20 protein-coding genes and 2 tRNA genes are annotated in these 24,174 nt (G+C 44.8%); 17 read left to right on the top strand and 5 right to left on the bottom strand.

Annotation, left to right across the window (positions count from 1 at the left end):
• Positions 1 to 173 precede the first annotated feature (173 nt).
• From BS636_RS06870 to BS636_RS06845, 6 genes are all read left to right on the top strand, one after another.
• Entirely contained in the window at positions 174 to 512 is a 339-nt protein-coding gene (locus tag BS636_RS06870; protein ID WP_099338110.1) for a hypothetical protein, read from the top strand.
• A gap of 135 nt (positions 513 to 647) precedes the next feature.
• Positions 648 to 2,156, top strand: a complete 1,509-nt coding sequence (gene gltX, locus BS636_RS06865) for a glutamate--tRNA ligase (protein ID WP_099338109.1) — start codon at positions 648 to 650, stop codon at positions 2,154 to 2,156.
• 57 nt (positions 2,157 to 2,213) lie between these two features.
• Positions 2,214 to 2,289, top strand: a tRNA-Ala gene (locus BS636_RS06860).
• A gap of 33 nt (positions 2,290 to 2,322) precedes the next feature.
• Positions 2,323 to 2,398, top strand: a tRNA-Glu gene (locus BS636_RS06855).
• Positions 2,399 to 2,549: 151 nt separating this feature from the next.
• Complete coding sequence (locus BS636_RS06850; RefSeq protein WP_099338108.1) at positions 2,550 to 2,891, top strand: hypothetical protein; 342 nt, start codon at positions 2,550 to 2,552, stop codon at positions 2,889 to 2,891.
• A 319-nt stretch (positions 2,892 to 3,210) separates the two neighbouring features.
• A complete protein-coding gene (locus tag BS636_RS06845; RefSeq protein ID WP_099338107.1) occupies positions 3,211 to 3,609 on the top strand; it encodes a tetratricopeptide repeat protein in 399 nt (132 codons plus the stop codon).
• 52 nt (positions 3,610 to 3,661) lie between these two features.
• Here the strand turns inward: BS636_RS06845 and ettA are convergent, their stop codons facing one another.
• A complete protein-coding gene (gene ettA / locus BS636_RS06840; RefSeq protein WP_099338106.1) occupies positions 3,662 to 5,323 on the bottom strand; it encodes an energy-dependent translational throttle protein EttA in 1,662 nt (553 codons plus the stop codon).
• A gap of 318 nt (positions 5,324 to 5,641) precedes the next feature.
• Here ettA and BS636_RS06835 point away from each other — a divergent pair, with 318 nt between their 5' ends.
• The 11 genes from BS636_RS06835 (at position 5,642) to BS636_RS06785 (ending at position 18,680) form a co-directional block, all read left to right on the top strand.
• Positions 5,642 to 6,919: a bifunctional O-acetylhomoserine aminocarboxypropyltransferase/cysteine synthase gene (locus BS636_RS06835; protein WP_099338105.1), complete on the top strand. Its 1,278-nt coding sequence runs from the start codon at positions 5,642 to 5,644 to the stop codon at positions 6,917 to 6,919.
• A 293-nt stretch (positions 6,920 to 7,212) separates the two neighbouring features.
• Positions 7,213 to 8,100 (top strand): SDR family NAD(P)-dependent oxidoreductase, encoded by an 888-nt coding sequence (locus BS636_RS06830; protein ID WP_099338104.1) that lies wholly within the window; start codon positions 7,213 to 7,215, stop codon positions 8,098 to 8,100.
• A 219-nt stretch (positions 8,101 to 8,319) separates the two neighbouring features.
• On the top strand, positions 8,320 to 9,102 hold the full coding sequence (hisIE, locus tag BS636_RS06825; protein ID WP_099338103.1) for a bifunctional phosphoribosyl-AMP cyclohydrolase/phosphoribosyl-ATP diphosphatase HisIE: 783 nt from the start codon (positions 8,320 to 8,322) through the stop codon (positions 9,100 to 9,102).
• A gap of 15 nt (positions 9,103 to 9,117) precedes the next feature.
• The gene (locus tag BS636_RS06820) at positions 9,118 to 10,620 is read left to right on the top strand and encodes a UvrD-helicase domain-containing protein (RefSeq protein ID WP_099338102.1); all 1,503 of its coding nucleotides are present in this window, start codon (positions 9,118 to 9,120) and stop codon (positions 10,618 to 10,620) included.
• A 37-nt stretch (positions 10,621 to 10,657) separates the two neighbouring features.
• A complete protein-coding gene (locus tag BS636_RS06815; protein WP_099338101.1) occupies positions 10,658 to 12,040 on the top strand; it encodes an ATP-binding protein in 1,383 nt (460 codons plus the stop codon).
• A gap of 422 nt (positions 12,041 to 12,462) precedes the next feature.
• Positions 12,463 to 15,300, top strand: coding sequence for a monovalent cation/H+ antiporter subunit A (locus tag BS636_RS06810; RefSeq protein ID WP_099338100.1), 2,838 nt, complete (start codon positions 12,463 to 12,465; stop codon positions 15,298 to 15,300).
• Between the two features lie 4 nt (positions 15,301 to 15,304).
• Complete coding sequence (locus BS636_RS06805) at positions 15,305 to 15,670, top strand: Na+/H+ antiporter subunit C (protein ID WP_099338099.1); 366 nt, start codon at positions 15,305 to 15,307, stop codon at positions 15,668 to 15,670.
• The gene (locus BS636_RS06800; RefSeq protein WP_099338098.1) at positions 15,670 to 17,481 is read left to right on the top strand and encodes a monovalent cation/H+ antiporter subunit D; all 1,812 of its coding nucleotides are present in this window, start codon (positions 15,670 to 15,672) and stop codon (positions 17,479 to 17,481) included. The genes BS636_RS06805 and BS636_RS06800 overlap by 1 nt, the downstream gene beginning before the upstream one ends.
• Positions 17,481 to 17,999 carry a Na+/H+ antiporter subunit E gene (locus tag BS636_RS06795; protein WP_099338097.1) on the top strand — a complete coding sequence of 173 codons (519 nt, stop codon included), beginning with the start codon at positions 17,481 to 17,483 and terminating at the stop codon, positions 17,997 to 17,999. The genes BS636_RS06800 and BS636_RS06795 overlap by 1 nt, the downstream gene beginning before the upstream one ends.
• Entirely contained in the window at positions 17,996 to 18,271 is a 276-nt protein-coding gene (locus BS636_RS06790) for a monovalent cation/H+ antiporter subunit F (RefSeq protein ID WP_099338096.1), read from the top strand. Before BS636_RS06795 ends, BS636_RS06790 begins: the two co-directional genes overlap by 4 nt.
• 10 nt (positions 18,272 to 18,281) lie before the next feature.
• Positions 18,282 to 18,680 (top strand): Na+/H+ antiporter subunit G, encoded by a 399-nt coding sequence (locus tag BS636_RS06785; protein ID WP_099338095.1) that lies wholly within the window; start codon positions 18,282 to 18,284, stop codon positions 18,678 to 18,680.
• A 145-nt stretch (positions 18,681 to 18,825) separates the two neighbouring features.
• Here BS636_RS06785 and BS636_RS06780 read toward each other — a convergent pair whose 3' ends face one another.
• Genes BS636_RS06780 through rimP form a run of 4 tightly spaced genes read right to left on the bottom strand, consistent with a single transcriptional unit; the run spans position 18,826 to position 23,993 of the window.
• Complete coding sequence (locus BS636_RS06780) at positions 18,826 to 19,230, bottom strand: ribosome-binding factor A (RefSeq protein ID WP_004810065.1); 405 nt, start codon at positions 19,228 to 19,230, stop codon at positions 18,826 to 18,828.
• Positions 19,230 to 21,938, bottom strand: a complete 2,709-nt coding sequence (gene infB / locus BS636_RS06775) for a translation initiation factor IF-2 (protein ID WP_099338094.1) — start codon at positions 21,936 to 21,938, stop codon at positions 19,230 to 19,232. Before infB ends, BS636_RS06780 begins: the two co-directional genes overlap by 1 nt.
• A gap of 10 nt (positions 21,939 to 21,948) precedes the next feature.
• Positions 21,949 to 23,433 carry a transcription termination factor NusA gene (nusA, locus tag BS636_RS06770; RefSeq protein ID WP_099338093.1) on the bottom strand — a complete coding sequence of 495 codons (1,485 nt, stop codon included), beginning with the start codon at positions 23,431 to 23,433 and terminating at the stop codon, positions 21,949 to 21,951.
• Between the two features lie 35 nt (positions 23,434 to 23,468).
• On the bottom strand, positions 23,469 to 23,993 hold the full coding sequence (gene rimP, locus BS636_RS06765) for a ribosome maturation factor RimP (protein WP_099338092.1): 525 nt from the start codon (positions 23,991 to 23,993) through the stop codon (positions 23,469 to 23,471).
• Between the last annotated feature and the right edge of the window lie 181 nt (positions 23,994 to 24,174).

Below are 24,174 nucleotides of genomic sequence, written 5' to 3'. Positions count from 1 at the left end.
TTATGAAGTGATCTCTGATTTTTTTCGATTTTCCATTGTCATATTTAATTTTTTTGTAAATTTTGTGACTTGGTTCTACTTTTTAAGGGTTAAATGTGATTGAATTGTGTTCAACACAACAAAAACCCTTAAGACTATAAATCCAGCACCACAACAAGAGAGGGAGTTTGGACATGAAATTTGCAACGTTCAAGACCGGCATCCTGAGCCTATCCATTTTATTTATCGCACAATTCAGCCACGCTGTTGTTGCGCACCCTGAGCTTGTAAATACTACCGCTCCGTTAACCACTACTGTGTCTAAACCAGCAGTAACAGTGACTACTGTGACTAAGTCATCCCCAATTGAAAAAGCAATTCAGCAGCAAAAAACTGAAAAAAAACTGCATCCTGAAGAAAACCTAAAAGTTTTGACTGCAATTAAAGTACGTCCATCACAAAACTTCTTTGCTGAACAAAACCAGAGTTTTAGCCGTTTTCTGCAAAGTTTCTTCTTTAGCAGCAATTCTTAATTTATAGCTGACTGCTCGCAACGTTCAAATTTGCTCTTGATCTAAAGCCATATCATTCAATGTTGAATTAAGCATTAAGTGATGTGGCTTTTTCGTTATAATAGCCAGAAATTTATATTTAGATTCCATCCGACTATGACTGTTCGTACTCGTATTGCCCCTTCTCCTACAGGCTTTCCCCATGTAGGAACTGCCTATATTGCCCTGTTCAACCTGTGTTTTGCCAAGCAACACGGCGGTGAATTTATTCTTCGTATTGAAGACACAGATCAGCTACGCTCTACGCCTGAATCTGAGAAAATGATTCTGGATTCATTGCGCTGGTTAGGCCTAAACTGGTCTGAAGGTCCAGATGTGGGTGGTCCGCATGCGCCATACCGCCAGTCAGAGCGTATGAGCATCTATAAAAAATATGCAGAAGAACTGGTAGATAAAGGTCATGCCTTCTACTGCTTTGCAACTGCACAAGAACTTGATGAAATGCGTGCTGAACAGCAGGCACGTGGTGAATCACCACGTTATGACGGTCGTGGCTTGAAGCTTTCTAAAGAAGAAGTTGCACGTCGTCTGGCAGCCGGTGAACCGCACGTGATCCGTATGAAAGTGCCAGCTGAAGGTGTATGTACCTTTAACGACATGCTTCGTGGTGAAGTGGAAATTCCATGGGCGCAAGTCGACATGCAAATTCTGTTGAAAACTGATGGATTGCCAACTTATCACTTGGCAAATGTAGTCGATGACCACCTGATGCAAATTACCCACGTCATTCGTGGTGAAGAATGGATTCCATCTGCACCGAAGCATCAGTTGCTGTACAAATACTTTGGTTGGGACATGCCACTCCTATGCCATATGCCACTGCTGCGTAACCCGGACAAATCTAAACTATCTAAACGTAAAAACCCAACTTCAATTAATTACTATAAAGACATCGGTGTATTGCCAGAAGCATTGTTGAATTACTTGGGTCGTATGGGCTGGTCAATGCCAGATGAGCGTGAAAAATTCACACTTGCTGAGATGATTGAGCACTTTGACATTAACCGTGTCTCTTTGGGTGGTCCAATTTTTGATGTAGAGAAATTGAACTGGCTGAATGGTCAGTGGATCAAAGCGCTTTCTCCTGCTGAGCTACTTGATACCCTAATGGCTTGGAAAGCTGACCGTGCCAAACTGGAAGAAATCGCTGCTGCGATTCAACCGCGTATCAACCTGCTGTCTGAAGCAGTGAACTGGTCAGCGCATTACTTCAACCACGTCCCTACGCTGAACAAAGAACAGTTTGAAAGCAAAAAGCTGACTGAAGAACAGGTTCGCCAAAGCCTGCAATTTGCTATCTGGCGTCTGGAAAGCTTATTTACTTGGAACAATGACACTGTCAGCCAAACCTTGATGAATCTATCGAACCAGATGGGCATCAAGCTGCGTGACTTTATGCCTGCTTTCTTTATTGCCATTGCTGGTTCTACTGCATCAACCCCAGTGATGCAAACTATGGTCACCATTGGTCCTGATCTGACCTTTGCCCGTCTGCGTCATGCGCTGGAAATTGTTGGCGGCCCAAGTAAAAAAGAACTGAAAGTCTGGGAAAAACTCAATGAAAGCTTAAAACTGCCGAAAAATGATGCAGTTGATGAAGCTTAATTGAATTTTTAGTTGACGTGTGAACGTTATATCCATAATATAGCGCTCACACAGACTGGGGTCATAGCTCAGTTGGTAGAGCGCTACAATGGCATTGTAGAGGTCAGGAGTTCGATCCTCCTTGACTCCACCAAAGTCTTGCTTTACTTGTGTATTTGCCTCAATTGTCCCTATCGTCTAGAGGCCTAGGACATCGCCCTTTCACGGCGGTAACCGGGGTTCGAATCCCCGTAGGGACGCCATATTCAAGATGGCAACATCTTAATAAAAAACCCAAGCATTGCGACTTGGGTTTTTTATTGTCTGAAATTCATTACGATAGCTTTGAGCCGCTTTTGGCTTTCTGTATGATTACGATTAAAATAGACAAAATTGAAAAATTCTGGAGCTGCAATGCAATACCGTTGCCCGAAATGTCAAAGTCCTAAAATTATGCCGCTTGCACAGCCAGGTCAGCCAGCAGCACGTCCAGTTGTGCCAAAAAGCTTGGTGCTGCTTGTTCCTGCCTTATTTGTTCTGCTTCTACTAGTGATCATCAGTATTGGGATGTGGATTTTTGGTGATGGTGCAGGTACCACCCTGCAGACTGCGACAGTGATTGTATTCGTGATCTGTCTGATTGCAGGCTTCATGTTCTATAAAGACTTACCTGACTTTAAAATCTCTATGCAAGCCTTCATGCAAAGCCAGAAAAAATGGAAGTGCCGTGAATGCAATCATGAGTGGGAAGTCTGATTTTTTTCTAGTTGATTCATTTTGAATACTAAAAATCTTGCATGATCATGCAAGATTTTTTTATAAGTAAAACTAAACCTCCTGTAATACAAAATCAAAATGTCGACTACGACAATAAATTCATAAATTTGCTAATTTCCTTCACTATTAAAATGAATTATTTTTATTTCTAAACCTTGCCTTTGATTATTAAATACACAAAAATATAAACACGAGACTAAAAGCATGCAATTAATTACCGCAATAGAACAGCTATATATTGTATTCTTTGGTGGACAGTTTAATTAATTGTTAACAATGGTAAAGGTGAGGAACAAAAATGCTTAAAAAAATCATTCATTTTCTGTTTTCACGTAATGAGTCAACAAGTTTAGAAACTGAAGATTCCATTTCTGAGGCAGATACGTATTATCTAGAAGCTTTACAGTTTGAATCCCTTTGCCATACTTTAAAGCAACATCAAGTCGAACATTTTCAAATTGCACAGCTAGAACAACAAGAGACTTATCAACGCAATGCTTTTTGGAACTACTTGAGTGCAGCACTGCGTGGACATGCAGAAGCTCAATATATACTCGGTAAATACTATCTTAAAGGTAGCCTCGGTTTAGATCGTAATTATCACCGTGCTGAAGAATGGCTAGGTAAAGCTAAACAGCAAGGCCATAAGAAAGCTGCACAACTCCTATCGAATGCTTATAGCCAAATTAGTGTCTAATAGCGAATAAATAAAAAACCAGCCCTTAGGCTGGTTTTTTTATGAGATGGGATTAACCACCAATTTTGCGATATTTTTGACGCTTGGTAATCAAGTCATCACCATCGCGTTTACGGCGATATTCTTCGAATTCAGCATAGTTACCTGTGAAGAATTCAGGTGTTTCACCTTCGAATGACAAGATGTGCGTTGCAATACGGTCAAGGAACCAACGGTCATGCGAGATCACCATTACCGTACCTGGGAATACCAGAATTGCATCCTCAAGCGCACGTAATGTTTCGATATCCAAGTCATTTGATGGTTCATCGAGTAAGATGACGTTTGCACCCATTTGCAGGATTTTCGCAAGTTGTAAACGGTTACGCTCACCACCTGACAATTGACCTACACGTTTTTGCTGGTCTTGGCCTTTAAAGTTAAAACGACCAATATACGCACGCGATGCGATTTCGTATTCACCAATACGTAAGATATCTAAACCGCCAGAAACTTCTTCCCAAACAGTTTTGTTGTTATCTAGGGTGTCACGAATCTGACCCACATAAGCAACTTTAACTGAATCACCTAAAGTGACTGTACCCGTATCAGGTTGTAACTCGCCTGTCATCATACGGAATAGTGTGGTTTTACCCGCACCGTTTTCACCAACGATACCCACAATCGCAGCAGGTGGTACAGTGAAGCTTAAATCTTTATACAGTAATTTATCACCGAAAGACTTACTGATCCCTTCAACTTCTACAACCTTATTACCTAGACGTGGACCAGGTGGAATATAGATTTCAGAAGTTTCGTTACGTTGTTGGAATTCGCGTGAGTTAAGCTCTTCAAAGCGTTCCATACGTGCTTTGTTTTTCTTTTGCTGACCTTTAGCATTTGAACGAACCCATTCAAGTTCTTTTTTCAATGCTTTAGCAAAAGATTCTTCTTGTTTCTGCTCTTGTTCTAGACGTGCATTCTTTTGTTCCAACCAAGAAGAATAGTTACCTTGGTAAGGAATACCCATGCCACGGTCAAGCTCAAGAATCCATTCCGCAACGTTATCCAGGAAGTAACGGTCATGGGTAATCGCAACGATGGTACCAGAGAAGTCTTTTAAGAAACGTTCCAACCAAGCCACAGATGATGCATCCAAATGGTTCGTCGGTTCGTCTAGAAGCAACATGTCTGGTTTAGAAAGCAATAAACGACACAAAGCAACACGACGGCGTTCACCACCAGAAAGCTTAGTGACATCTGCATCCCATGCAGGAAGGTTCAAGGCAGCTGCTGCTTGATCCATTTGGTTCACAATATTATGTGCATCCCAAGCATGGATAATCGCTTCTAATTTTTCCTGCTCTTTCGCAAGTGCATCAAAGTCTGCATCTTCAGATGCATATTCAGCGAAAACCTCATCCAAACGCGCTAATGCATCAAGTGGTTCACGTAAACCATCTTCAACGTTGCCGCGAACGTCTTTACTTGGATCAAGTGGTGGCTCTTGCTCGAGGTAACCGATTTTGATACCTGGTTGTGCACGAGCTTCACCAGAGAAATCTTTATCTACGCCCGCCATAATACGAAGCAAAGTAGATTTACCTGCACCGTTTAGACCAAGCACACCAATTTTTGCGCCTGGGAAAAATGATAAGGAGATATCCTTGAGGATTTCGCGCTTCGGCGGAACCATCTTAGACACTCGGTTCATCGTATAAATATATTGGGCCACGTAGGACTCCTCAATTGAAAAACCAAATGGGGGAACAAACAGCATCCCCCTGCTCAATCATGAGCGAAAAAATAATCGGCTATTATACGCAGAATGTCTCGAAAACATAAGCCATTCCGGTGAAGTTAATGCCTTGTTACAAGTTTAATCCTGTTTATTTTTCAAACAGAACTACTCGCACTTGAACTTGCATTATTTTGTTGATGCTATATCGTTAATTAAGATATTCATTTGAATAAATATGCACTTTTCTTCATATTTCAAGTGCTAATATTTGACCAGTTTCATCATAGTAAAAACACAAGAAGATCAATCATCATGACTTATAAAGCAGAAACTTTAGCGATTCACGCAGGATATAGCCCAGAACCAACGACCAAAGCAGTTGCTGTTCCGATTTATCAAACTACCTCTTATGCCTTTGATAATACCCAGCATGGCGCAGACCTGTTTGATTTAAAAGTTCAGGGGAATATTTATACCCGTATTATGAACCCGACCACGGCGGTACTGGAACAACGTATTGCTGCACTTGAAGGCGGAATTGGGGCACTGGCACTGGCCTCTGGTATGGCAGCCATCACCTATGCAATTCAGACCATTGCTGAAGCCGGTGACAATATTGCTTCTGTGTCTACTTTATATGGTGGCACTTATAACCTGTTTGCACATACCTTGCCAAAGCAAGGCATTGAAGTTCGCTTCTTTGATTATCAAGATCCGGAAGCATTACGTAGTCTAATTGATGACAAGACCAAACTGGTGTTTGTTGAATCGATTGGTAACCCGCTAGGCAATATTATCGATCTGGAATCGATTTCTAAGATTGCGCATGAATATGGTGTACCAGTGATTGTCGACAATACTGTGGCAACTCCAGTACTCCAGAAATCTTTTGATTTCGGCGCAGATATCGTAGTGCATTCACTGACCAAATATATTGGCGGTCACGGTAATTCGATTGGCGGCATCATCGTCGATAGCGGTAAGTTCCCATGGGGCCAACATGCTGAGCGCTTCCCTGCCCTAAATACGCCTGACCCAAGTTACCATGGTGTCAATTATGTGGAAGCTTTGGGTGAAGCAGCGTATATCGCCCGTGCCCGTGTTGTGCCACTGCGTAATACCGGTGCAGCGATCAGCCCACAGAATGTATTCCTGATTTTGCAAGGTTTGGAAACTTTGAGTCTGCGTATGGAGCGCCATACTGAAAATGCACTTAAAGTTGCGGAATATTTGCAAAATCATCCGAAAGTAAAATGGGTGAATTATGCCGGTCTGAAAGATCATCCTCAGCATGCTTTGGCACAGAAATATGTGAAAGGGAAACCGTCTGCTATTCTGACCTTTGGTGTAGAAGGCGGGCGTGAAGGTGGTGCACGTTTTATCGATGCCCTGCAACTGTTCACCCGTCTGGTCAATATTGGGGATGCCAAGAGTCTGGCCTGCCATCCAGCAACCACGACCCATCGTCAGCTCAATCCAGAAGAACTTAAATCGGCTGGCGTGAGTGAAGATATGGTTCGTCTTTCTATCGGGATTGAACACATTGATGACCTGATTGCCGATCTGGAACAGTCGCTCGCAGCCGTCTAAGCCCTCTTTTGAGGCACAAAACTCCATCATTTTTGATGGAGTTTTTTTATGTCACTTTACTTTTTATGAGCTTTATCTTATGGTTAGAACAGAATAAAAATTAATTGAAACGTAGTTTAAAAATAGAGCAATTACTCTAAAAATTCTCTTATTTTCAACAACTTAATCGCTGGATTTTCCTGCATAATTCGTTATCATATACCTACTCCATTGTGTACGATCTTTCGTGCATACCTACGTAAAAACTAAATAAGAAAAACGTAAACCTACAGCATATTTCAGGAATAACAAACGTGAAATCCAGACTACAGAAACATCTACAGAAACGAGTTCAAGGCAAAACCATCCTCATTACTGGTGCATCCAGCGGTATTGGTCTGACAGCAGCACACCGTCTGGCAAATGCAGGTGCGCATGTCCTGCTAGTAGCACGTACTAAAGAAACCCTGGATCAGGTAAAAGAAGAAATTGAAGCGAAAGGGGGCATGGCTTCAGTATTCCCTTGTGATCTGAATAATCTTGACGCCATTGATGAAGTCTCCAAACAGATTCTGGCTTCGGTCGACCATATTGATATTCTCATTAATAACGCGGGTCGTTCGATCCGTCGTGCCGTGCATGAATCCACCGAGCGTTTCCACGACTTTGAACGTACCATGCAGCTGAATTATTTTGGCGCTGTACGTTTGGTGATGAATATCCTGCCGCATATGATGATTCGTCGTCAGGGGCATATCATCAACATCAGTTCAATTGGGGTATTGGCGAATGCCACCCGCTTCTCTGCTTATGTAGCATCAAAAGCGGCATTAGATGCCTTCAGTCGCTGTCTATCAGCAGAAGTGAACTCACATAAAATCGCGATTACTTCTATCTATATGCCATTGGTGCGTACCCCAATGATTGCACCAACCAAAATCTATAAATATGTACCGACGCTTTCTCCTGAAGAAGCATCTGACCTGATTGCGCATGCGATTGTGAAACGTCCGAAAAAAGTCGCGACTGGTTTGGGGCGTTTAGCGTCAATTACTTATGCAATTGCGCCGGACATTAACAACAAACTGATGTCGATCGGCTACAATCTGTTCCCAAGTTCATCTGCTTCTGTGGGTGAACCGCAGAAACTGAACTGGGTACAGAAAGCATATGCGCGTATCTTCCCGGGTGAGCACTGGTAAGTTCCAACGAGAATAGAATTCGAACCGAGCCGCCAACAACTGGCGGCTTTGTTATTTTGATGTGCTACAAATCGAGTGGGTTGGTTTGTGACGACAGATCCTGTCATTTCAGATGCAGATTTTTGTCGCAAATGCTCCCAGATCACGTACACTATTGGACGGATATTTGATCCGCATGTATTAAACATTTAGATATTGATTCAACAGATGGACACCCTTATGAATAACCTGCAATGGCTCGATGAAGTAAAATTTAACGAACAAGGACTCGTACCTGCCATTGCTCAGCATCATCAGACCGGTCGTGTATTGATGGTAGCGTGGATGAACCGTGAAGCACTGACACTGACTGCAGAAAAAAATCAGGCGGTGTATTTCTCTCGTTCCCGCAACAAGTTATGGCATAAGGGCGAAGAATCTGGTCATTTCCAGACTGTGCATGAAATCCGTTTGGACTGTGATGCTGATGTGATTGTGCTGCAAATCGAACAGCATGGTGGAATCGCTTGCCATACCGGCCGTGAATCTTGCTTCTACCGCAAGCTGACGCCGAATGGTTGGGAAATTGTCGATGCACAAATCAAAGATCCTGCTGCGATTTATGGTGAAAAATCAACTAATCCGCATACCATTGCTATGAATGCCTCTAATGCGCAGTCTGAACAGGTTGAAGTATTGTCTTACTTAGGCCAGATGATGGCTGAACGTAAGCAAGCTGATCCTGATTCATCTTATGTCGCTAAGCTCTATCACAAAGGCCTGAACAAGATTCTGGAAAAAGTCGGCGAAGAAAGCTTTGAAACCGTGATTGCTGCCAAAGACTTTAAAGTTGCAGCCACTGAAGACAATAAAAATGACCTGATCTATGAAGTGGCTGATCTGTGGTTCCATACCATCGTGATACTGGGTTATTTCGATCTTGATCCACAACTGGTGTTGAATGAGCTGGCACGTCGTCAGGGCTTATCTGGTCTGGTTGAAAAAGCCAACCGTGCGCACTAAGTTTTGAATTTACCTGTGTCTGAGCAAAATAAACCAACCGCGACCTATGAGCAGGCGACTGCCATTGATAACGCACGTCTGGGCAAATCCTTCAAGGTGATTGCCTATGCCGGTACAGGTAAAACTACAACTTTACAGATGATCAGTGATGCCATGCCGCAACGGCGTGGCATGTATCTGGCATTTAATAAATCCATTGCTGCCGAAGCACAGAATAAATTTCATCGTGGTGTGGACTGTCGTACTTTTCACTCATTAGCCTATCGCAGTGTTCCACGTGGAGTCACGGATAAGCTACGTCTGCCCCGCCTCAGCCCAAGTTTCATTGCCAAGGAATATCGACTTGAACCGATGACCTTGCGCCGTATGATGGGTGGGCGTTATGAAAAGTATGTGATGATGCCTTCGCGTCTGGCCAGTCTGGTCGCGAACGCAGTCGGCTATTTCTGCTCGACCAGTTCCCAGTACCCTGCTCCACGGCATATTCAGGCACCGAGCTGGTTACATCCGGATGATATCGAAGCTTTACAAAAGAAACTCTACCCTGCTGTCGAGCGTCGCTGGCTGGAATCGATTGATCCAAATCATCAGGCTGGTATCGGACATGATATTTACCTGAAACTTTGGGCACTGTCTGAGCCGAATATTCCTGCAGATTATGTGCTTTTCGACGAAGCGCAAGACGCCGATCCATTGATGCTGGGTATTTTGCTAAAACAGCGCAGCACTCAGGTGATCTATGTGGGCGATGCGCATCAGCAAATTTATGCCTGGCGTGGTGCGGTGAATGCCATGCAGCAATTACCCCTACCCGAGTCTCGTCTGACCACGTCATTCCGTTTTGGTCCTGAGATTGCCCTGAATGCCAATGCGATTTTAGGTGCACTCAATGAAACAGTACCGTTACTCGGTAATCCGCACCTAAATTCCAAAGTCGTCAACAAGCCGCATACCAAAATGCGTGATGCGATTTTGTGTCGGACTAATGCCCGTGCCATGGAATTACTGCTTGCTGGACTGGTTCGTGGTGAAAAAGTTAGCCTACAGGCCGATCATGTCAAACTGAATCGTTTTGTTGAAGCCGCTGCCATGCTAAAACAAGGCAAACGTGTGGTGGATGTTCCTGAACTGGCCTGGTTTAACTCATGGCATGATGTGCATGAATATTGCGAAACCAATGAAGGCAGTGATATCAAGCCACTGGTTAAATTGGTTGATGAACATGGCACAGATCCACTAAAAACGGCGCTGGCCAAGATCACGCCGATCGGACAGGCAGATTACATCATCTCCACCGCTCACAAAGCTAAAGGGCTGGAATGGGATCGGGTGCATATCGAAGATGACTATCAGTTCAAGCTGAATGAAAAAGACCACAAGATTAGTGATGAAGAGTTAAGACTGCTTTACGTGGCCTGTACACGTGCTAAAGTAAGCTTAAATATTCACCACATTTATGACCTGATTCAACAGCTGAAAATTAAAATGCCGCAATCATTACGGCAGGCAGCAGGCTAGTACGGCATGGATGTAGTCATCACGGCACAGGTGGTCTATGCAAGTCGAATCCATACAACTCAAACATACCCTGCACTTTTCTGATATCCAGCTCGAATTTAAATATCACAAGCTGCCCGTAACCTTAATTCTGGGTGATCAAGGCTCTGGCAAAACAGCACTGCTGCGTAGTACCTATCAGGCACTGACCTGGTTTGCTGCGCGATATCGTGACCTGCGCACTGCGGGTGTGGTGATGTTAGACCAGGACATCATGCAGCATCGTTTGCAATCGAAGATCAATATTCAGGTACGTTTTCCTGAGGAGATTGGCGCTTTTCCAGAAAGTAGCGATCAACAGCAATCTTCTGTCCAACAATGCAACTGGCAATTGTACAAAACCCTAAATAGTCAGGGTGTGGGAGTGAGCAAGGTGGATATGCCGCAGCTCGAAGCCATGGTCACGCTCTACCAGAAAGCCCTTGCCAAAGATCCGATGCTTGGATTACCGCTGATTGCCTATTATCCGGCTGATCGTTTCGTCAATGAAATTAACTTGCTCAGCAAAAACAATCCGGTAATTTTCCAGACGCCGTATGCCTATGAAGTTGCGGCAATCCCCTTCACCACTTTTACCCGATTTTTTGAATGGTTCCGGGAAATCAGTGATATTGAAAATGCCCAGAGTGCGCAGATTCTGGAACAGATCCTGACACGGGCTTCGCAACAGGATAAAAAGCACAATATGGATGAGCTGGTCAAACATATTGAACATGCCCAGATTCAGGTGAATACCCCAAGCCTGAATAACTTGCGCGAAGCCTTATCGATCGTGCTACCTGAAGTCAGCAATATCTATTTGCAGTATCAACCGAAAACGCAGCTCATGGTGACGTATCAGGGACAAACCCAGACCTTGCAGCAATTACCGAATAGCATCCGTAACTGGATTGCGCTAGTCGGGGATATTGTGCGTCGTCTATGCCTGCTCAATCCGAAAAGTCTATTTCCATGTAAAGAAGGTAGCGGCATTCTTCTAATTGATGCGATTGATCATCAGCTGGATCAGGACATGGCAGCCGTCATTCTGCCGCGTCTGCATCAAGCTTTTCCTGAACTGCAAATCATTGCCACGGGCAACCGCCCTGAATTGTTGGAACAGGCAGCAGATTTTCAATGTTTACGTTTGGAAGATAAACAGTTGTATCCAATTCAAGTTGAAACAATGCCACCGCAATTTGATCAGCTCTATGCCGATCTAGGCTTGGATCAAGAAACGCTGAATACTGAAGCAATCGCGCTTACCGAGCCAGAAGTTGAACAAGTCACCCCGCTTTCAATCTTGCAAATCATTCAGCAGCAACTCAATGAAGAACAGCAACAGGAATTGCTACGTTTACTGAATCAGAATGACCGGAAAATTCCGCAAATTCCATTTTAAGCAAAGATGCGGTTAATTAAATTAGTTTAACCAATATTTCTTACCGCCTCTTCATTGAGGCAGATCTTTAAGCTTGTGCATTTTTCTCAATAGAATCTTTGAGTTTGATCTTTATTTTCAGTCCAATCCGGACGATGTGCTTAAGCATGCACCCCATGTGCTAATGGGGGCATCGTATAATTGTTAAGTCGTACACAAAAAGATTGATGTTGTTGTTGTCCTGTAATATGATCGGAATTACTTGCATTTTTCATTGTAAAATCGGAATTTGCTATCGTTTATAAGTTGCGCAATACAACTATTTTTATTCTTTGAATACGATTTGGCTTTCAAGATTGAGAAATTTGGACTGCTCCTTGCACTCCTGTAATCCTTGAAAGATAAAGATTCACCCTAGGTTCATGACGACCTAATTCACGACAATGGATACGAGTGTGCTGCCGATTATTATATTGTTACCCTTAGTATTAGGCACAACCCTTGTCTCGTGGCTGAAGAGATTTTCGCGCGGGGTAACGGCCTTAGGGGCCATTGGTGTCAGCCTCAGCAGTTTTGCATTATTACTCAGCCAAGCGCCTGCAGTGCTAAATGGTGCAGTGATTACTGAAAGCTGGTCATGGCTGCCACAACTCGGGATTGATTTCAGTTTTCGCCTAGATTCTCTCGGACTGCTCTTTGCCCTGCTGATCAGCGGTATCGGTACCCTGATTTATATTTATGCCTACTATTATCTAAGTCCTAAAAACTCTCTCAGCAAACTTTATCTCCTGCTGATGCTGTTTATGGCAGCCATGCTCGGCATCTCATTGTCGAATAACCTGATTATTTTGCTGATTTTCTGGGAATTGACCAGTATCTCTTCTTTCCTGCTGGTCGGTTACTGGGGCAATTATGAGGCTGCCCAACGCGGCTCACGCATGGCGCTGACCATTACCGGTATGGGTGGTCTGGCGATGCTCGGTGGCTTCGTGCTTTTAGGGGAAATCACAGGCACTTATCAGATTGATCAGATCCTGGGCATGACCGAGCTGATTCAATCGCATCAGCTGTTTGTGCCAACCTTGTTGCTAATTTTGCTCGGTGCCTTTACTAAAAGTGCGCAATTCCCGTTCCATTTCTGGTTACCCAATGCCATGGCAGCACCGACTCCGGTGTCTGCTTATCTGCACTCTGCCACGATGGTCAAAGCCGGCTTATTCTTAGTCGCACGTTTATTGCCAATTTTTGCCGGTGCGGCACTGTTTCATAATATTGTCACTTTTATCGGTCTATTTACCCTATGTATGGCAGCTTTCTTTGCCATCTTTAAAGAAGACCTGAAAGGCTTGCTGGCTTATTCAACCATCAGTCATCTTGGCCTGATCATGTGTCTGCTGGGAATTGGTTCACCACTCGCGGTGGCGGCGGCAATTTTCCATATTATTAACCATGCGACCTTTAAGGCTGCACTGTTTATGATTGCCGGGATTATTGACCACGAATCAGGTACCCGCGACTTACGCAAGCTGTCCGGCTTATGGCAATTACTGCCGTTTACTGCAACACTGACCATGATTACTGCTGCCTCAATGGCAGGTGTCCCATTGACCAATGGCTTCCTGTCCAAGGAAATGTTCTTTACTGAACTGCTAGCAAACTTAAGTGGCTCAGTACTGATTGGCTCTGCCATTGTTGCAACTTTGGCCGGCATCTTTGCAGTTGCCTACTCGGTTCGCATGGTTCACGGCATATTCTTTGATGGTCCACTTGGACATCATGTACCGAATAAAAATGCGCATGAACCCCCATTTGGTATGCGTGCGCCAGCAACTTTGCTGGCAACCTTATGTATCCTGGTCGGTATTTTGCCTGCACTGCTGGTTGAAAAAATTGTTAACAGCACTACCCGTGCTGCGACACAAAATCTGGCTTTTGAAGGTACGCATCTTGCCATCTGGCATGGTTTTAATGCGCCATTGTTAATGAGTGTGATTGCCCTGATCGGCGGGGTAGTATTCTATTTCGTATTAGCGAAAGGCGGTACGATCCGTGAAATTGATCTCGATCCGAGCTTGGGTAAATTCCAAGGTCGAATATTGTTCGATCTGTTCTTAAAATCTCTGTTATTGAATTCGCGTCGTTTCCGCCGTGCCACTGAAAATGGCAAATTGCAAAGCTATTTGCTGTGGATCGTCATCTTTACTGTAGGCTTGGTGGCTGTGCCGCTGGTCACCCACCAGATTGGTACTGGAGCACGTGAGCTTACTCATGCATCAGTTTTAGCGATTGTCCTATGGCTGTTACTATTATCAGCCTGCTGGATGATGTTGTGGTTCCATCATGAGCGTATCAAAGCCGTACTGATCAGTGGCGCAGTCGGCCTAGTCGTAACCATGATTTTTATCAGTTTCTCGGCACCAGATTTGGCTCTGACCCAGATTACGGTTGATGTGGTGACAACAGTTCTACTGCTAATGAGCTTGTCGCTATTGCCCCAGCTCACGCCTTATGAATCTAGTCCGACCCGACGCTGGCGCGATGCTGTTGTTGCAATTTCGGGTGGTCTGGGTATTGCCTGGATCACGTGGATAATCATGACCCGGGATCATAATTCGATTTCATGGTTCTTTGCCCAGCAATCCCTTCCGCTCGGCGGCGGGAGCAATGTAGTAAACGTAATTCTGGTCGATTTCCGTGGTTTTGATACCTTCGGTGAGATCACTGTACTCGGTATTGCGGCGATTGGTGTGCTGAGCCTGATGGATGGTATGCGTGCTCACGGCACCACCATTACCCAAGGTCTGACCTATCGCTTTAACCCCTCCCCTCTGATGCTGCGAGTGACGGCTTCCTGGATCTTACCGGTTGCACTGGTGGTGAGCCTGTATATTTTCATGCGTGGTCACAACCAGCCTGGCGGTGGTTTTATTGCAGGTTTAGTGACTTCATTAGCCTTGATCATTCAGTACATCGCCATTGGTCAGGATCATGCAGAAAAAATGCTTGGTGCTAAATCTGGTCGTCTTTATGAAATCTGGATCGGTACTGGTTTAACGATCGCCGGACTGACCGGTATTGCCGCCTGGTTCTGGTCACGCCCATTCCTGACTAGTGCACATATTCATGTCCATCCACCAATCTTGGGTGATATGCATCTGGCTTCTGCAGCACTATTCGATGTCGGTGTATATGTCACTGTAGTTGGTGCGACCATGTTAATGATTTCTGTGCTTGGGGATTCACGTCATTCCACCATGACTGGCCCGGTACCAAGAGGATAATGCAATGATCAGTCTAGAATTTTTATTGGTCTCTGCAATTGGGCTACTGACGGCAACCGGGATCTACCTGATCCTGCGTGCACGTACCTTCCCTGTGGTATTAGGTCTGGCGATGATCGGCTATGCCGTTAACCTGTTTCTGTTTGCCATGGGACGTATGCAGCTCAATGCACCTGCCGTCCTTACAGAAACCACCAAGGTCACCGATCCACTGCCACAAGCATTAGTACTGACCGCTATTGTTATTGGATTTGCCACTACGGCATTCATTGTTCAGCTGGCCCTTCGCAGCCGTTATGAATCAGGGACAGACCACGTTGATTCTAAAGAAGAAATACCACATCATGACCCACGTGAGGATGAGCCTTAATGACTGATCTTCATAACTTTTGGGTTCAACATACACCAATTTTCAGTATTCTCCTGCCGGCATTCACTGCATTTATATTGCTGTTACTCGGCAATCCTGGTTCAGGTGCACTGGCGACGGACTGGCGCCAGCCTTGGCGTCGTGGTATCAGCCATGTCTCGACCCTGCTCGGCCTGGTGCTTTCAATCAGTTATTTGATCAGCAGCAGTCAGGGACAGATTAGTGTCTACACCTTAAGTGAATGGTCTGCCCCATTCGGGATTGTACTGGTTCTGGATCAGTTATCTGCGCTGATGCTGGTGCTGACTTACGCATTAGCTGTGCCAATCATCTGGTATGCCAGCCGTGACTGGGACATGCGTGGGCGTTATTTCCATGCCATGATGCATTTCCTACTGATGGGTCTTAGTGGTGCTTTCCTGACAGGTGACTTGTTCAACCTGTTCGTATTCTTTGAAATCCTGCTAATGGCATCTTATGTGTTGCTTCTGCATGGCCAAGGCAAGGCACGTTTCCAGCTCGGCATTCACTATGTCACCATTAACCTGTTAGCTTCTGCCCTATTCCTGATTGGCTTAGGTATGATCTACGGCAGTGTCGGCAGTCTGAATATGGCTGATGTCGCTCGGCTGATGCCAACGCTGGAAAATGATCAGCATAAAATTGCGGTTGCTGGTGCACTGCTATTATTTGTGGTGTTCGGCATCAAGGCTGCGATGCTGCCTGTCGGATTCTGGCTACCCAAAACCTATGCTGTAGCGACGACGCCAGTGGCTGCTCTATTTACCATCATGACCAAGGTTGGTATTTACGCCATCCTACGGGTCAATGGTACAGTCTTTGATGATGAATACAGCCATCAGATTCTGATGAACTGCCTGATGGTCATCGGTCTGATTACTTCGCTATATGGTGCTGTAGCGGCTATCGGTACGGATCGTTTGCGTCGCTTTATTGGCTTTATGCTGTTGTCTTCAGTCGGCACTATTCTGATTGCGATTGCCTTGAATAATTCAGCGGCATGGGCTGGTGGCCTGTACTATATGGTGCATAGTACTGTGATCGCAGCAGCCTTTTATATGCTTAGCGGCTGGATTACCTCGCAGCGTGGGGAATTTAAAGATCACTTTAAAATCGCGCCGCAGATGAAGCAGAATACATTGGTTTCGATTGTCTACTTTATCATTGCGTTGATGATGGCTGGCCTGCCACCATTTAGTGGCTTCTTTGGCAAGATCTTTATCTTGCAAGCTACGTCAGGCTCACCTTATCAGATGATCATTATCATTACGGTTCTGCTGGTCAGCCTGCTAAGTATTCTAGGCTTTACCCGGGTTGGTTTTGTTCTATTCTGGCGCTCTAGTAAACCAGATGACAATGTTCATTCTGAAGCCTTTAGCCAATATGAAACCCTGCCAAGCCGTGCGCCATTGCGCAATGATAAGGTGATTTACCTGTTGTTAGCTGGACTGACGGCCTATGTAGTATTTGCTTCACCTATCTATAATTATGTATATCGCACTGCTGTACAGATTAAAGATAATCCAGTCTATGAAGCAGTATTATTGAAACGTGATGCTGAAGGTAAGGTCATTAGCGTTCAGCCATTTGACCCAGAATATCTGCCTGAAACCAAGTATGGTGGGGAAAATGTTGATCCAAATGCACATCTGATTCCTTATATCATTTCACCGGCAACCTTAGAAGGTGAAAATATTTCTGAATTCAAACAGCGTCAGATCAATGAACAGTATATCGAACAGCAAAGTGCACCAAGCGATAATCAACTTAAACCACAGGAGGGACCATAATGAAAGAATCATTCTTACGCCGCTGGTTCCCCCACCCGTTGGTTTCCGTGATTGTCGGGGTAAGCTGGACTTTGCTGAATCATAGTCTGGATGCAGGTACACTCGTCACTGCATTATTCCTTGCTGTACTGATTCCACGAATGGTGTTTCGCTTTATTGACTACACCCCGAATATTCACTGGCTGCCTGCCATTCGCCTGTTCTTTGTTGTGATCTGGGACGTGATTGTTGCCAATATCAAGGTGGCGATTTTAGTGCTCGGTCCAACTAAAAACCTGCATCCCAAATGGTTCCGTGTTCCTTTGGAAACTGAACATGAAGAAGTGAATGCCTTACTGGCGATGATCATTACCACGACGCCAGGTACAGTCTCTGCCGGAATTGACCAGGATCGTGGCGATATTCTGGTACATGCCTTAAGTACTGATGATGAAGCTGCTGAGATTGAAACCATCAAACAACGCTATGAACGTCCATTGATTGAAATTTTTAGCGCCCAGACTGGAGAAAAAGCATGACAATTTTGCCTTATGCCTTAATGATTTGTCTAGGTGCTGTGACGATTTCCATGTTCCTGTGTCTAGCACGTCTAGTCATGGGACCATCTATTGTGGACCGTCTACTGGCACTGGATACTCTATTTCTAAATGCCACCTGTCTAGTCGTTATCCTTGGAATTTATTGGACCAGTACCTTTATGTTTGAAGGTGCGCTATTAGTAGCAATGCTGGGCTTCGTCTCGACTGCTGCACTGGCACGTTACTTTACCACTGGTCATGTGATCGATTAGGAGTTCTCAGATGCAGTTATACCTAGAAATTCTGATCTCGATTTTCCTGCTAATTGGCGCTTTCTTTATGCTGGTTGGCGGAATTGGTATGGTACGTTTACCCGACCTGTTTATGCGTCTGCATGCACCGACTAAATCCAGTACCTTGGGGCTCGGTAGCTTTCTGATTGCAGCAATGATCTATTCTGCCAGCTTTGGCCGCTTTGGTTTTGCTGAAGTGCTGATTACCTTATTTGCCTTTATTACCGCACCGGTTTCAGCGAACTTGATGGCTCAGGCAGCATTACACTTACGTTTACGCTCGATGAGTGGTGAAGTACCAGAAGCACTGGAACGTCCTTTGCCTTGGCAGAAAACTCGTCGTCGTGCTTTCTTTGAAAAGAAAAACTGCGATGATGATTTAAAATAGAAGAGTTTTCATTTCCTTTTTCTTTTTTCCCTCGGGGAGAAAAATAAAAAGAAATGTAAATATGCATGAAAGCCATTTCCCCTTATTTCTAATACCCATAAAAAAGCCACCCGAAGGTGGCTTTTTTATTACGCTGGATCAGCGCTTATTCCTCATCTTTCTTGTCTTCAGCTGGAGGTAAATCCTTCACAGCTTCAGCAATCAGACCAAACATATAGTTACCATACGCATTGGTTTTGTCGTAATGGAAACGCAGACGTGGCGTAATACGTGTCTTGATACGACGGCTCAGTTCGTGGCGCAGGAAACCGGATGCCTTATTCAAGACATCAAGCGTTTCTTTATTTGCCGCTTCACTTTGCTCATCACCAAGTTCACGACCCATGACAGTCACATAAACTTCAGCATAGCCTAAATCTGGGCTGACTTTCACCGCCGAGATGGTCACCAGACCACCCAGACGTGGATCTTTAAGCTCCTGACGAATCAGTTCAGAGAGTTCTCTCTGAACTGTATCAGCCATACGCTTAAGACGCTGACTACCCGCCATTAAAGACTCCGTTTAATCAGTTGAACATCATACACTTCGATCTTGTCGAGAGGTTTGATGTCTTTATAGCCTTTGACTGCAAGACCACATTCCATACCGGCACGAACTTCTTCAACCACTTCTTTATAACGACGAAGAGATTCAAGTTCGCCCTGGAACACAACCACGTCATCACGTAATACACGAATCGGTTTGTTACGATGCAATACGCCTTCAAGTACCATACAGCCTGCAGCCGCACCGAATTTACTTGAGTGGAATACTTCACGCACTTGTGCAACACCAAGAATTGTTTCACGGTGTTCAGGCGCAAGCTTACCGCTCATTGCTGCTTTCACATCATCGATCAATTGGTAGATCACTGAATAGTAACGAATATCGATACTGTCAGCATCTGCTTTTTGACGTGCTGTATTGTCGGCACGAACGTTAAAGCCGAGCAGTACTGCTTCAGAAGATTCAGCAAGTGTTACGTCAGACTCGGTGATTGCACCTACGCCAGAACCAATAATACGTACTTTAACTTCGTCAGTCGCAAGGTCAGCAAGCGCCACGTGTAATGCTTCCAATGTACCGCGTACATCAGTTTTCAGAACCACGTTCACAATCGGTACATCTTTCTTGCCCATTGACGCCATAATGTTCTCAAGACGCATTGCAGATTGACGCTCAAGACGTTTTTGACGTTCACGATCCATACGCGCATCGGCAACTTCACGTGCTTTCTTCTCGTCATTCACAACAAGAACTTCGTCACCTGCCATTGGCGCTTCTGGAAGACCCAAGATTTCAACTGGAATCGAAGGACCTGCAGATTGAATACGTTTACCGTTTTCATCTGTCATTGCACGAACGCGACCGTATGATGAACCTGCAAGAACCAGATCACCCACTTTCAACGTACCGTTTTGTACAAGGATTGATGTAACCGCACCACGCGTATTATCAACACGTGCTTCGATAACTACACCTTGTGCAGCACCTTCTTCAGAAGCTTTAAGTTCTAGAAGTTCAGCTTGAATTGAAATCAGGTCAAGAAGTTCGTCGATACCGGCACCAGTGTGCGCAGAAACCATTGCTACAGGAACGTCACCGCCCCATTGTTCAGGCACGATTTCTTTAGTCGTCAATTCATTCAGTACGCGATCTGGATCAGCTGACTCTTTATCCATTTTGTTGATCGCAACAATGATTGGCGTACCCGCAGCACGCGCATGGTCGATTGCTTCAGCAGTTTGTGGCATCACACCATCATCAGCCGCAACAACTAGAACCACGATATCAGTCGCTTTCGCACCACGTGAACGCATTGCAGTAAATGCTGCGTGTCCCGGAGTATCTAGGAAAGTGATGATGCCTTTGTCCGTTGTTACATGGTAAGCACCGATATGCTGTGTGATACCGCCCGCTTCACCTTGAGCCACTTTAGCACGGCGAATACGGTCAAGAAGCGATGTTTTACCATGGTCAACGTGACCCATGATGGTAACAACAGGTGCACGTGTAGATTGCACACCACGCGCTTCTTCAGCTTGCTCCATCAGCGTATCTTCTGCAGCAGTTTCAGATACAAGAACTGGGTTATGGCCCATTTCTTCAACGATCAGTGCAGCAACTTCCTGGTCAATCGCTTGGTTCTGAGTAACCAGTTCACCCATTTTCATGAGTGCTTTAATCACTTCGCGAACTTTAATCGCCATTTTCGCAGCTAAGTCAGCAACGATAATGGTTTCACCGATTTCTACATCATAAACTTGTTTCTTAACAGGTTTTTCGAAGCCATGTTTGTTCGATTGACTTGTTTTCAAACCACGTTTATGTGAGTTATCACGGAACGATTGCTCTTCACCACGACGACCACCTTTCTTAGATGAGCGTGTATTATTCGTGTTCGTACCACGTTTAATTTCACGGTCTTCTTTCGCGAAAGAGTCTTCGTATGCTTGACCAACCAGACCAGCAGCAAGCGGAGAATCATCTACAACACGGATTGTAGGCGCATTGTCTTCAGCTGAGTACTTAGATGCCATTTGACGCATTTGTTCAAGCGTACGTTGTTGCGCTTCTTCAGCAGCCTTACGACGAGCAGCTTCTTCAACAGCTTTCAATTTCGCTGCTTGTGCTTCACGTGCTTTTTTCTGTTCAGCAGTTTCAGTTGGTTTAACAACCTGCTTCACGATTGGTTTGTTTGTAGATTTGCGTTTTACAACGACAGCCGCTTTAGAAACTTCTTGCTTGTCGCTAGTTTGTTTCGCAGCAGCACGCATTGCTTCTAATGCTTTGCTAGCGTTGTTTGTGCCTGATTTCGGTGCATCAGCTGGCTTTTGCGCTGCTGGCTTTTGCTCAGCTTCAGCTTTTGCTTGCTGTTCAGCTTGCGCTTTTGCAAGTGCTTCTGCCTTGATTTGTTCTGGATCAGGCTTAGTAAATGTATGCTTCTTGCGAACTTCTACATTAATAGTCTTTGCCTTACCCGAAGTACTGGCTACTTTAGCCGTACTAGTCGTTTTACGTTTCAACGTGATTTGTCCTGCATGACCATCCGAACCTTGTGATTTTTTCACATGGCTCATCAGGTGATCTTGTTGTTCGGCGGTAATAATATCGTCAGATTTGCTCTGTGGTAAACCTGCCTCACGAACCTGTTCCAGGAGCTTCTCAACTGGGCGACCCAATTTGAGGGCTAACTCTTTAATCGACTTGTCCGTCATATACTACCTCCTAGTTAAACCATGATTCGCGCGCTTTCATAATGAGCTGACCCGCTTTTTCAGCGCCTAAACCTTCAATATCTGCGATATCGTCAGTTGCCTGATCTGCCAGGTCATCCACTGTTACCACACCACGAGCTGCTAGAGCTTGCGCGATCTCTGCTGTCATGCCTTCCATTGCAACAAGTTCTTCACTTGGCGCTTGTACGTTTTCTTGCTGTTGTAATGCATCAGCAAGTGCAACTTCTTTTGCACGGCTTTGCAGTAGTTCAACCAGTTCCGCATCCAGTTCGATTTCATCAAACGTTTCTGCAGGTACGTATGCAATTTCTTCAAGCGAGGTGAAGCCCATTTCTACCAACGCCATAGCCAAATCTTCAGCAATATCCAGACGTGTTACAAACATGTCCAGGTATTTTTGCGCTTCGCTTTGCTGACGTGCGTAGTATTCTTCTTCCAGCATCATGTCCAGCTTGTAGCCAGTCAATTCAGATGCCAGACGAACGTTTTGACCCTGTGAACCAATCGCACGAGCCAATTGATCACTCGTTGCGAAAATGATGTCTGCAGTACGTGCATCTTCATCGATGACGATACTAGATACATCTGCTGGTTCAAGAGCGCTTGCAATGTACTGAGCAGGATCATCTGACCATACTACGACATCAATACGCTCACCATTGAGTTCCTGTTGTACTGCCTGGATACGTGTACCACGCATACCAATACAAGCACCAACCGGATCAATACGATGGTCATTTGTTTTCACTGCAATTTTGGCACGTACACCTGGCTGGCGTGCGGCTGCCTTAATTTCAATGATTTCTTCAGAGATTTCTGGAATCTCTTTTTTCATCAACGCGATTAGCATTTCAGGCTTTGCGCGAGAAAGCTGTAGCTGAGCGCCACGGCCTTCACGGTTCACATTGAAAAGAATTGCATTCACGCGTTGTTTTGGACGAAGGATTTCCTTCGGAATCATTTCTTCACGTGCAAGATATGCTTCAGCATTGTCCCCTAAGTCAATAATGAAACCGTCTTTGGTTTGTTTTTTCACTTCACCGTAGATCAGCTCACCGACTTTAGATTCATAGGCATCAGCAACCAGTGCACGTTCAGCTTCACGAATCTTCTGTACAATCACTTGTTTGGCAATTTGTGCAGCAATACGACCGAAATCGATTGATTCAACTTCTAGCTCACGAATGTCACCGATCGACCATTGTGCAGGATCCACATCAGAAATTGCATCCTGGCAAGCCGGCATTTCATGATCTTCATCTGCAACCACTTCCCATTGACGGAAAGTACGGTAGTCACCAGTTTTACGATCGATTTCTACACGTAGACGTGCTTCTTCCGAGTTTGTTCCTTCGTAGAACTTTTTCTTGGTCGCTGCAACTAAAGCTTGTTCGAGTGCTTCAAAAATTGCTTCACGAGGTACACCTTTTTCGTTACTAACCGTTTCAACGACGGTAAGAATTTCACGTGCCATATGTCACCTATTCGTTCAGATTCTTATTGATTTAGTTAATCTTGATAGATCAAATTTGCTTTATCGATATTGTGACTGTCGATTTCCAGAACCTGCTGCTTTTCTACTTCTACCTGAATGATTTCATTTTCAAGGTCGACTGCAACCAGTTTTGCCTGGAATTTACGACGGTTGTCCACCGCACTAATCAGACGTAACGCAACGGTCTGACCGATATAATCTGCCATTTGCTGAAGCTGGAAGAATGGACGGTCCCAGCCCGGAGACGACACTTCAAGTGCATATTCACCTGAAATCGGATCATGTACATCCAGCATCGCGCCCACTTGTTGGGTTACGCGCACGCAGTCTTGTACACCAATCCCACGGCCCTGCTCTACTTCACCGTCTTCATTCAGAACAGGTTCAGCAGTTTCATCGACAGGCTTGTCGATATAAATACGTAATAGAGAACGTTTACCCTGAGGAACAAATTCGATTCCCCAAAGATCTACATCACAGGCTTCAACTGCAGGTGCAATCAAGTCCTGAAGTGCTTGAGTTTTATTTGATAGCTTCATTTACTCTCGTCATCTGGTGCGATTTTATGATCTATTTGACCACTACAAACCAATACAAACTATAGTAGTAGTGAAACATGGAGACTTGACCAAATTTTGTCGACACTACACGATAGCCAATAAAAAAGGGCGTAAATCGCCCCAATTAATGCACAATTTCGGATTTTTTCAAATCCCACTG

Source organism: Acinetobacter sp. LoGeW2-3 (assembly GCF_002688565.1).
Lineage (GTDB): Bacteria > Pseudomonadota > Gammaproteobacteria > Pseudomonadales > Moraxellaceae > Acinetobacter.
This window is presented reverse-complemented; position numbering and strand designations above follow the sequence as displayed.

What these genes read in the sequence shown, in the direction of transcription:
- rimP (WP_099338092.1), bottom strand. Translation starts at nt 23,993, where the DNA reads ATGAAGCTATCAAATAAAACTCAAGCACTTCAGGACTTGATTGCACCT.
- BS636_RS06815 (WP_099338101.1), top strand. Translation starts at nt 10,658, where the DNA reads ATGCAAGTCGAATCCATACAACTCAAACATACCCTGCACTTTTCTGAT.
- infB (WP_099338094.1), bottom strand. Translation starts at nt 21,938, where the DNA reads ATGACGGACAAGTCGATTAAAGAGTTAGCCCTCAAATTGGGTCGCCCA.
- BS636_RS06810 (WP_099338100.1), top strand. Translation starts at nt 12,463, where the DNA reads ATGGATACGAGTGTGCTGCCGATTATTATATTGTTACCCTTAGTATTA.
- BS636_RS06785 (WP_099338095.1), top strand. Translation starts at nt 18,282, where the DNA reads ATGCAGTTATACCTAGAAATTCTGATCTCGATTTTCCTGCTAATTGGC.
- gltX (WP_099338109.1), top strand. Translation starts at nt 648, where the DNA reads ATGACTGTTCGTACTCGTATTGCCCCTTCTCCTACAGGCTTTCCCCAT.
- BS636_RS06845 (WP_099338107.1), top strand. Translation starts at nt 3,211, where the DNA reads ATGCTTAAAAAAATCATTCATTTTCTGTTTTCACGTAATGAGTCAACA.
- hisIE (WP_099338103.1), top strand. Translation starts at nt 8,320, where the DNA reads ATGAATAACCTGCAATGGCTCGATGAAGTAAAATTTAACGAACAAGGA.
- BS636_RS06805 (WP_099338099.1), top strand. Translation starts at nt 15,305, where the DNA reads ATGATCAGTCTAGAATTTTTATTGGTCTCTGCAATTGGGCTACTGACG.
- BS636_RS06835 (WP_099338105.1), top strand. Translation starts at nt 5,642, where the DNA reads ATGACTTATAAAGCAGAAACTTTAGCGATTCACGCAGGATATAGCCCA.
- BS636_RS06780 (WP_004810065.1), bottom strand. Translation starts at nt 19,230, where the DNA reads ATGGCGGGTAGTCAGCGTCTTAAGCGTATGGCTGATACAGTTCAGAGA.
- BS636_RS06790 (WP_099338096.1), top strand. Translation starts at nt 17,996, where the DNA reads ATGACAATTTTGCCTTATGCCTTAATGATTTGTCTAGGTGCTGTGACG.
- BS636_RS06850 (WP_099338108.1), top strand. Translation starts at nt 2,550, where the DNA reads ATGCAATACCGTTGCCCGAAATGTCAAAGTCCTAAAATTATGCCGCTT.
- BS636_RS06870 (WP_099338110.1), top strand. Translation starts at nt 174, where the DNA reads ATGAAATTTGCAACGTTCAAGACCGGCATCCTGAGCCTATCCATTTTA.
- BS636_RS06795 (WP_099338097.1), top strand. Translation starts at nt 17,481, where the DNA reads ATGAAAGAATCATTCTTACGCCGCTGGTTCCCCCACCCGTTGGTTTCC.
- nusA (WP_099338093.1), bottom strand. Translation starts at nt 23,433, where the DNA reads ATGGCACGTGAAATTCTTACCGTCGTTGAAACGGTTAGTAACGAAAAA.
- BS636_RS06800 (WP_099338098.1), top strand. Translation starts at nt 15,670, where the DNA reads ATGACTGATCTTCATAACTTTTGGGTTCAACATACACCAATTTTCAGT.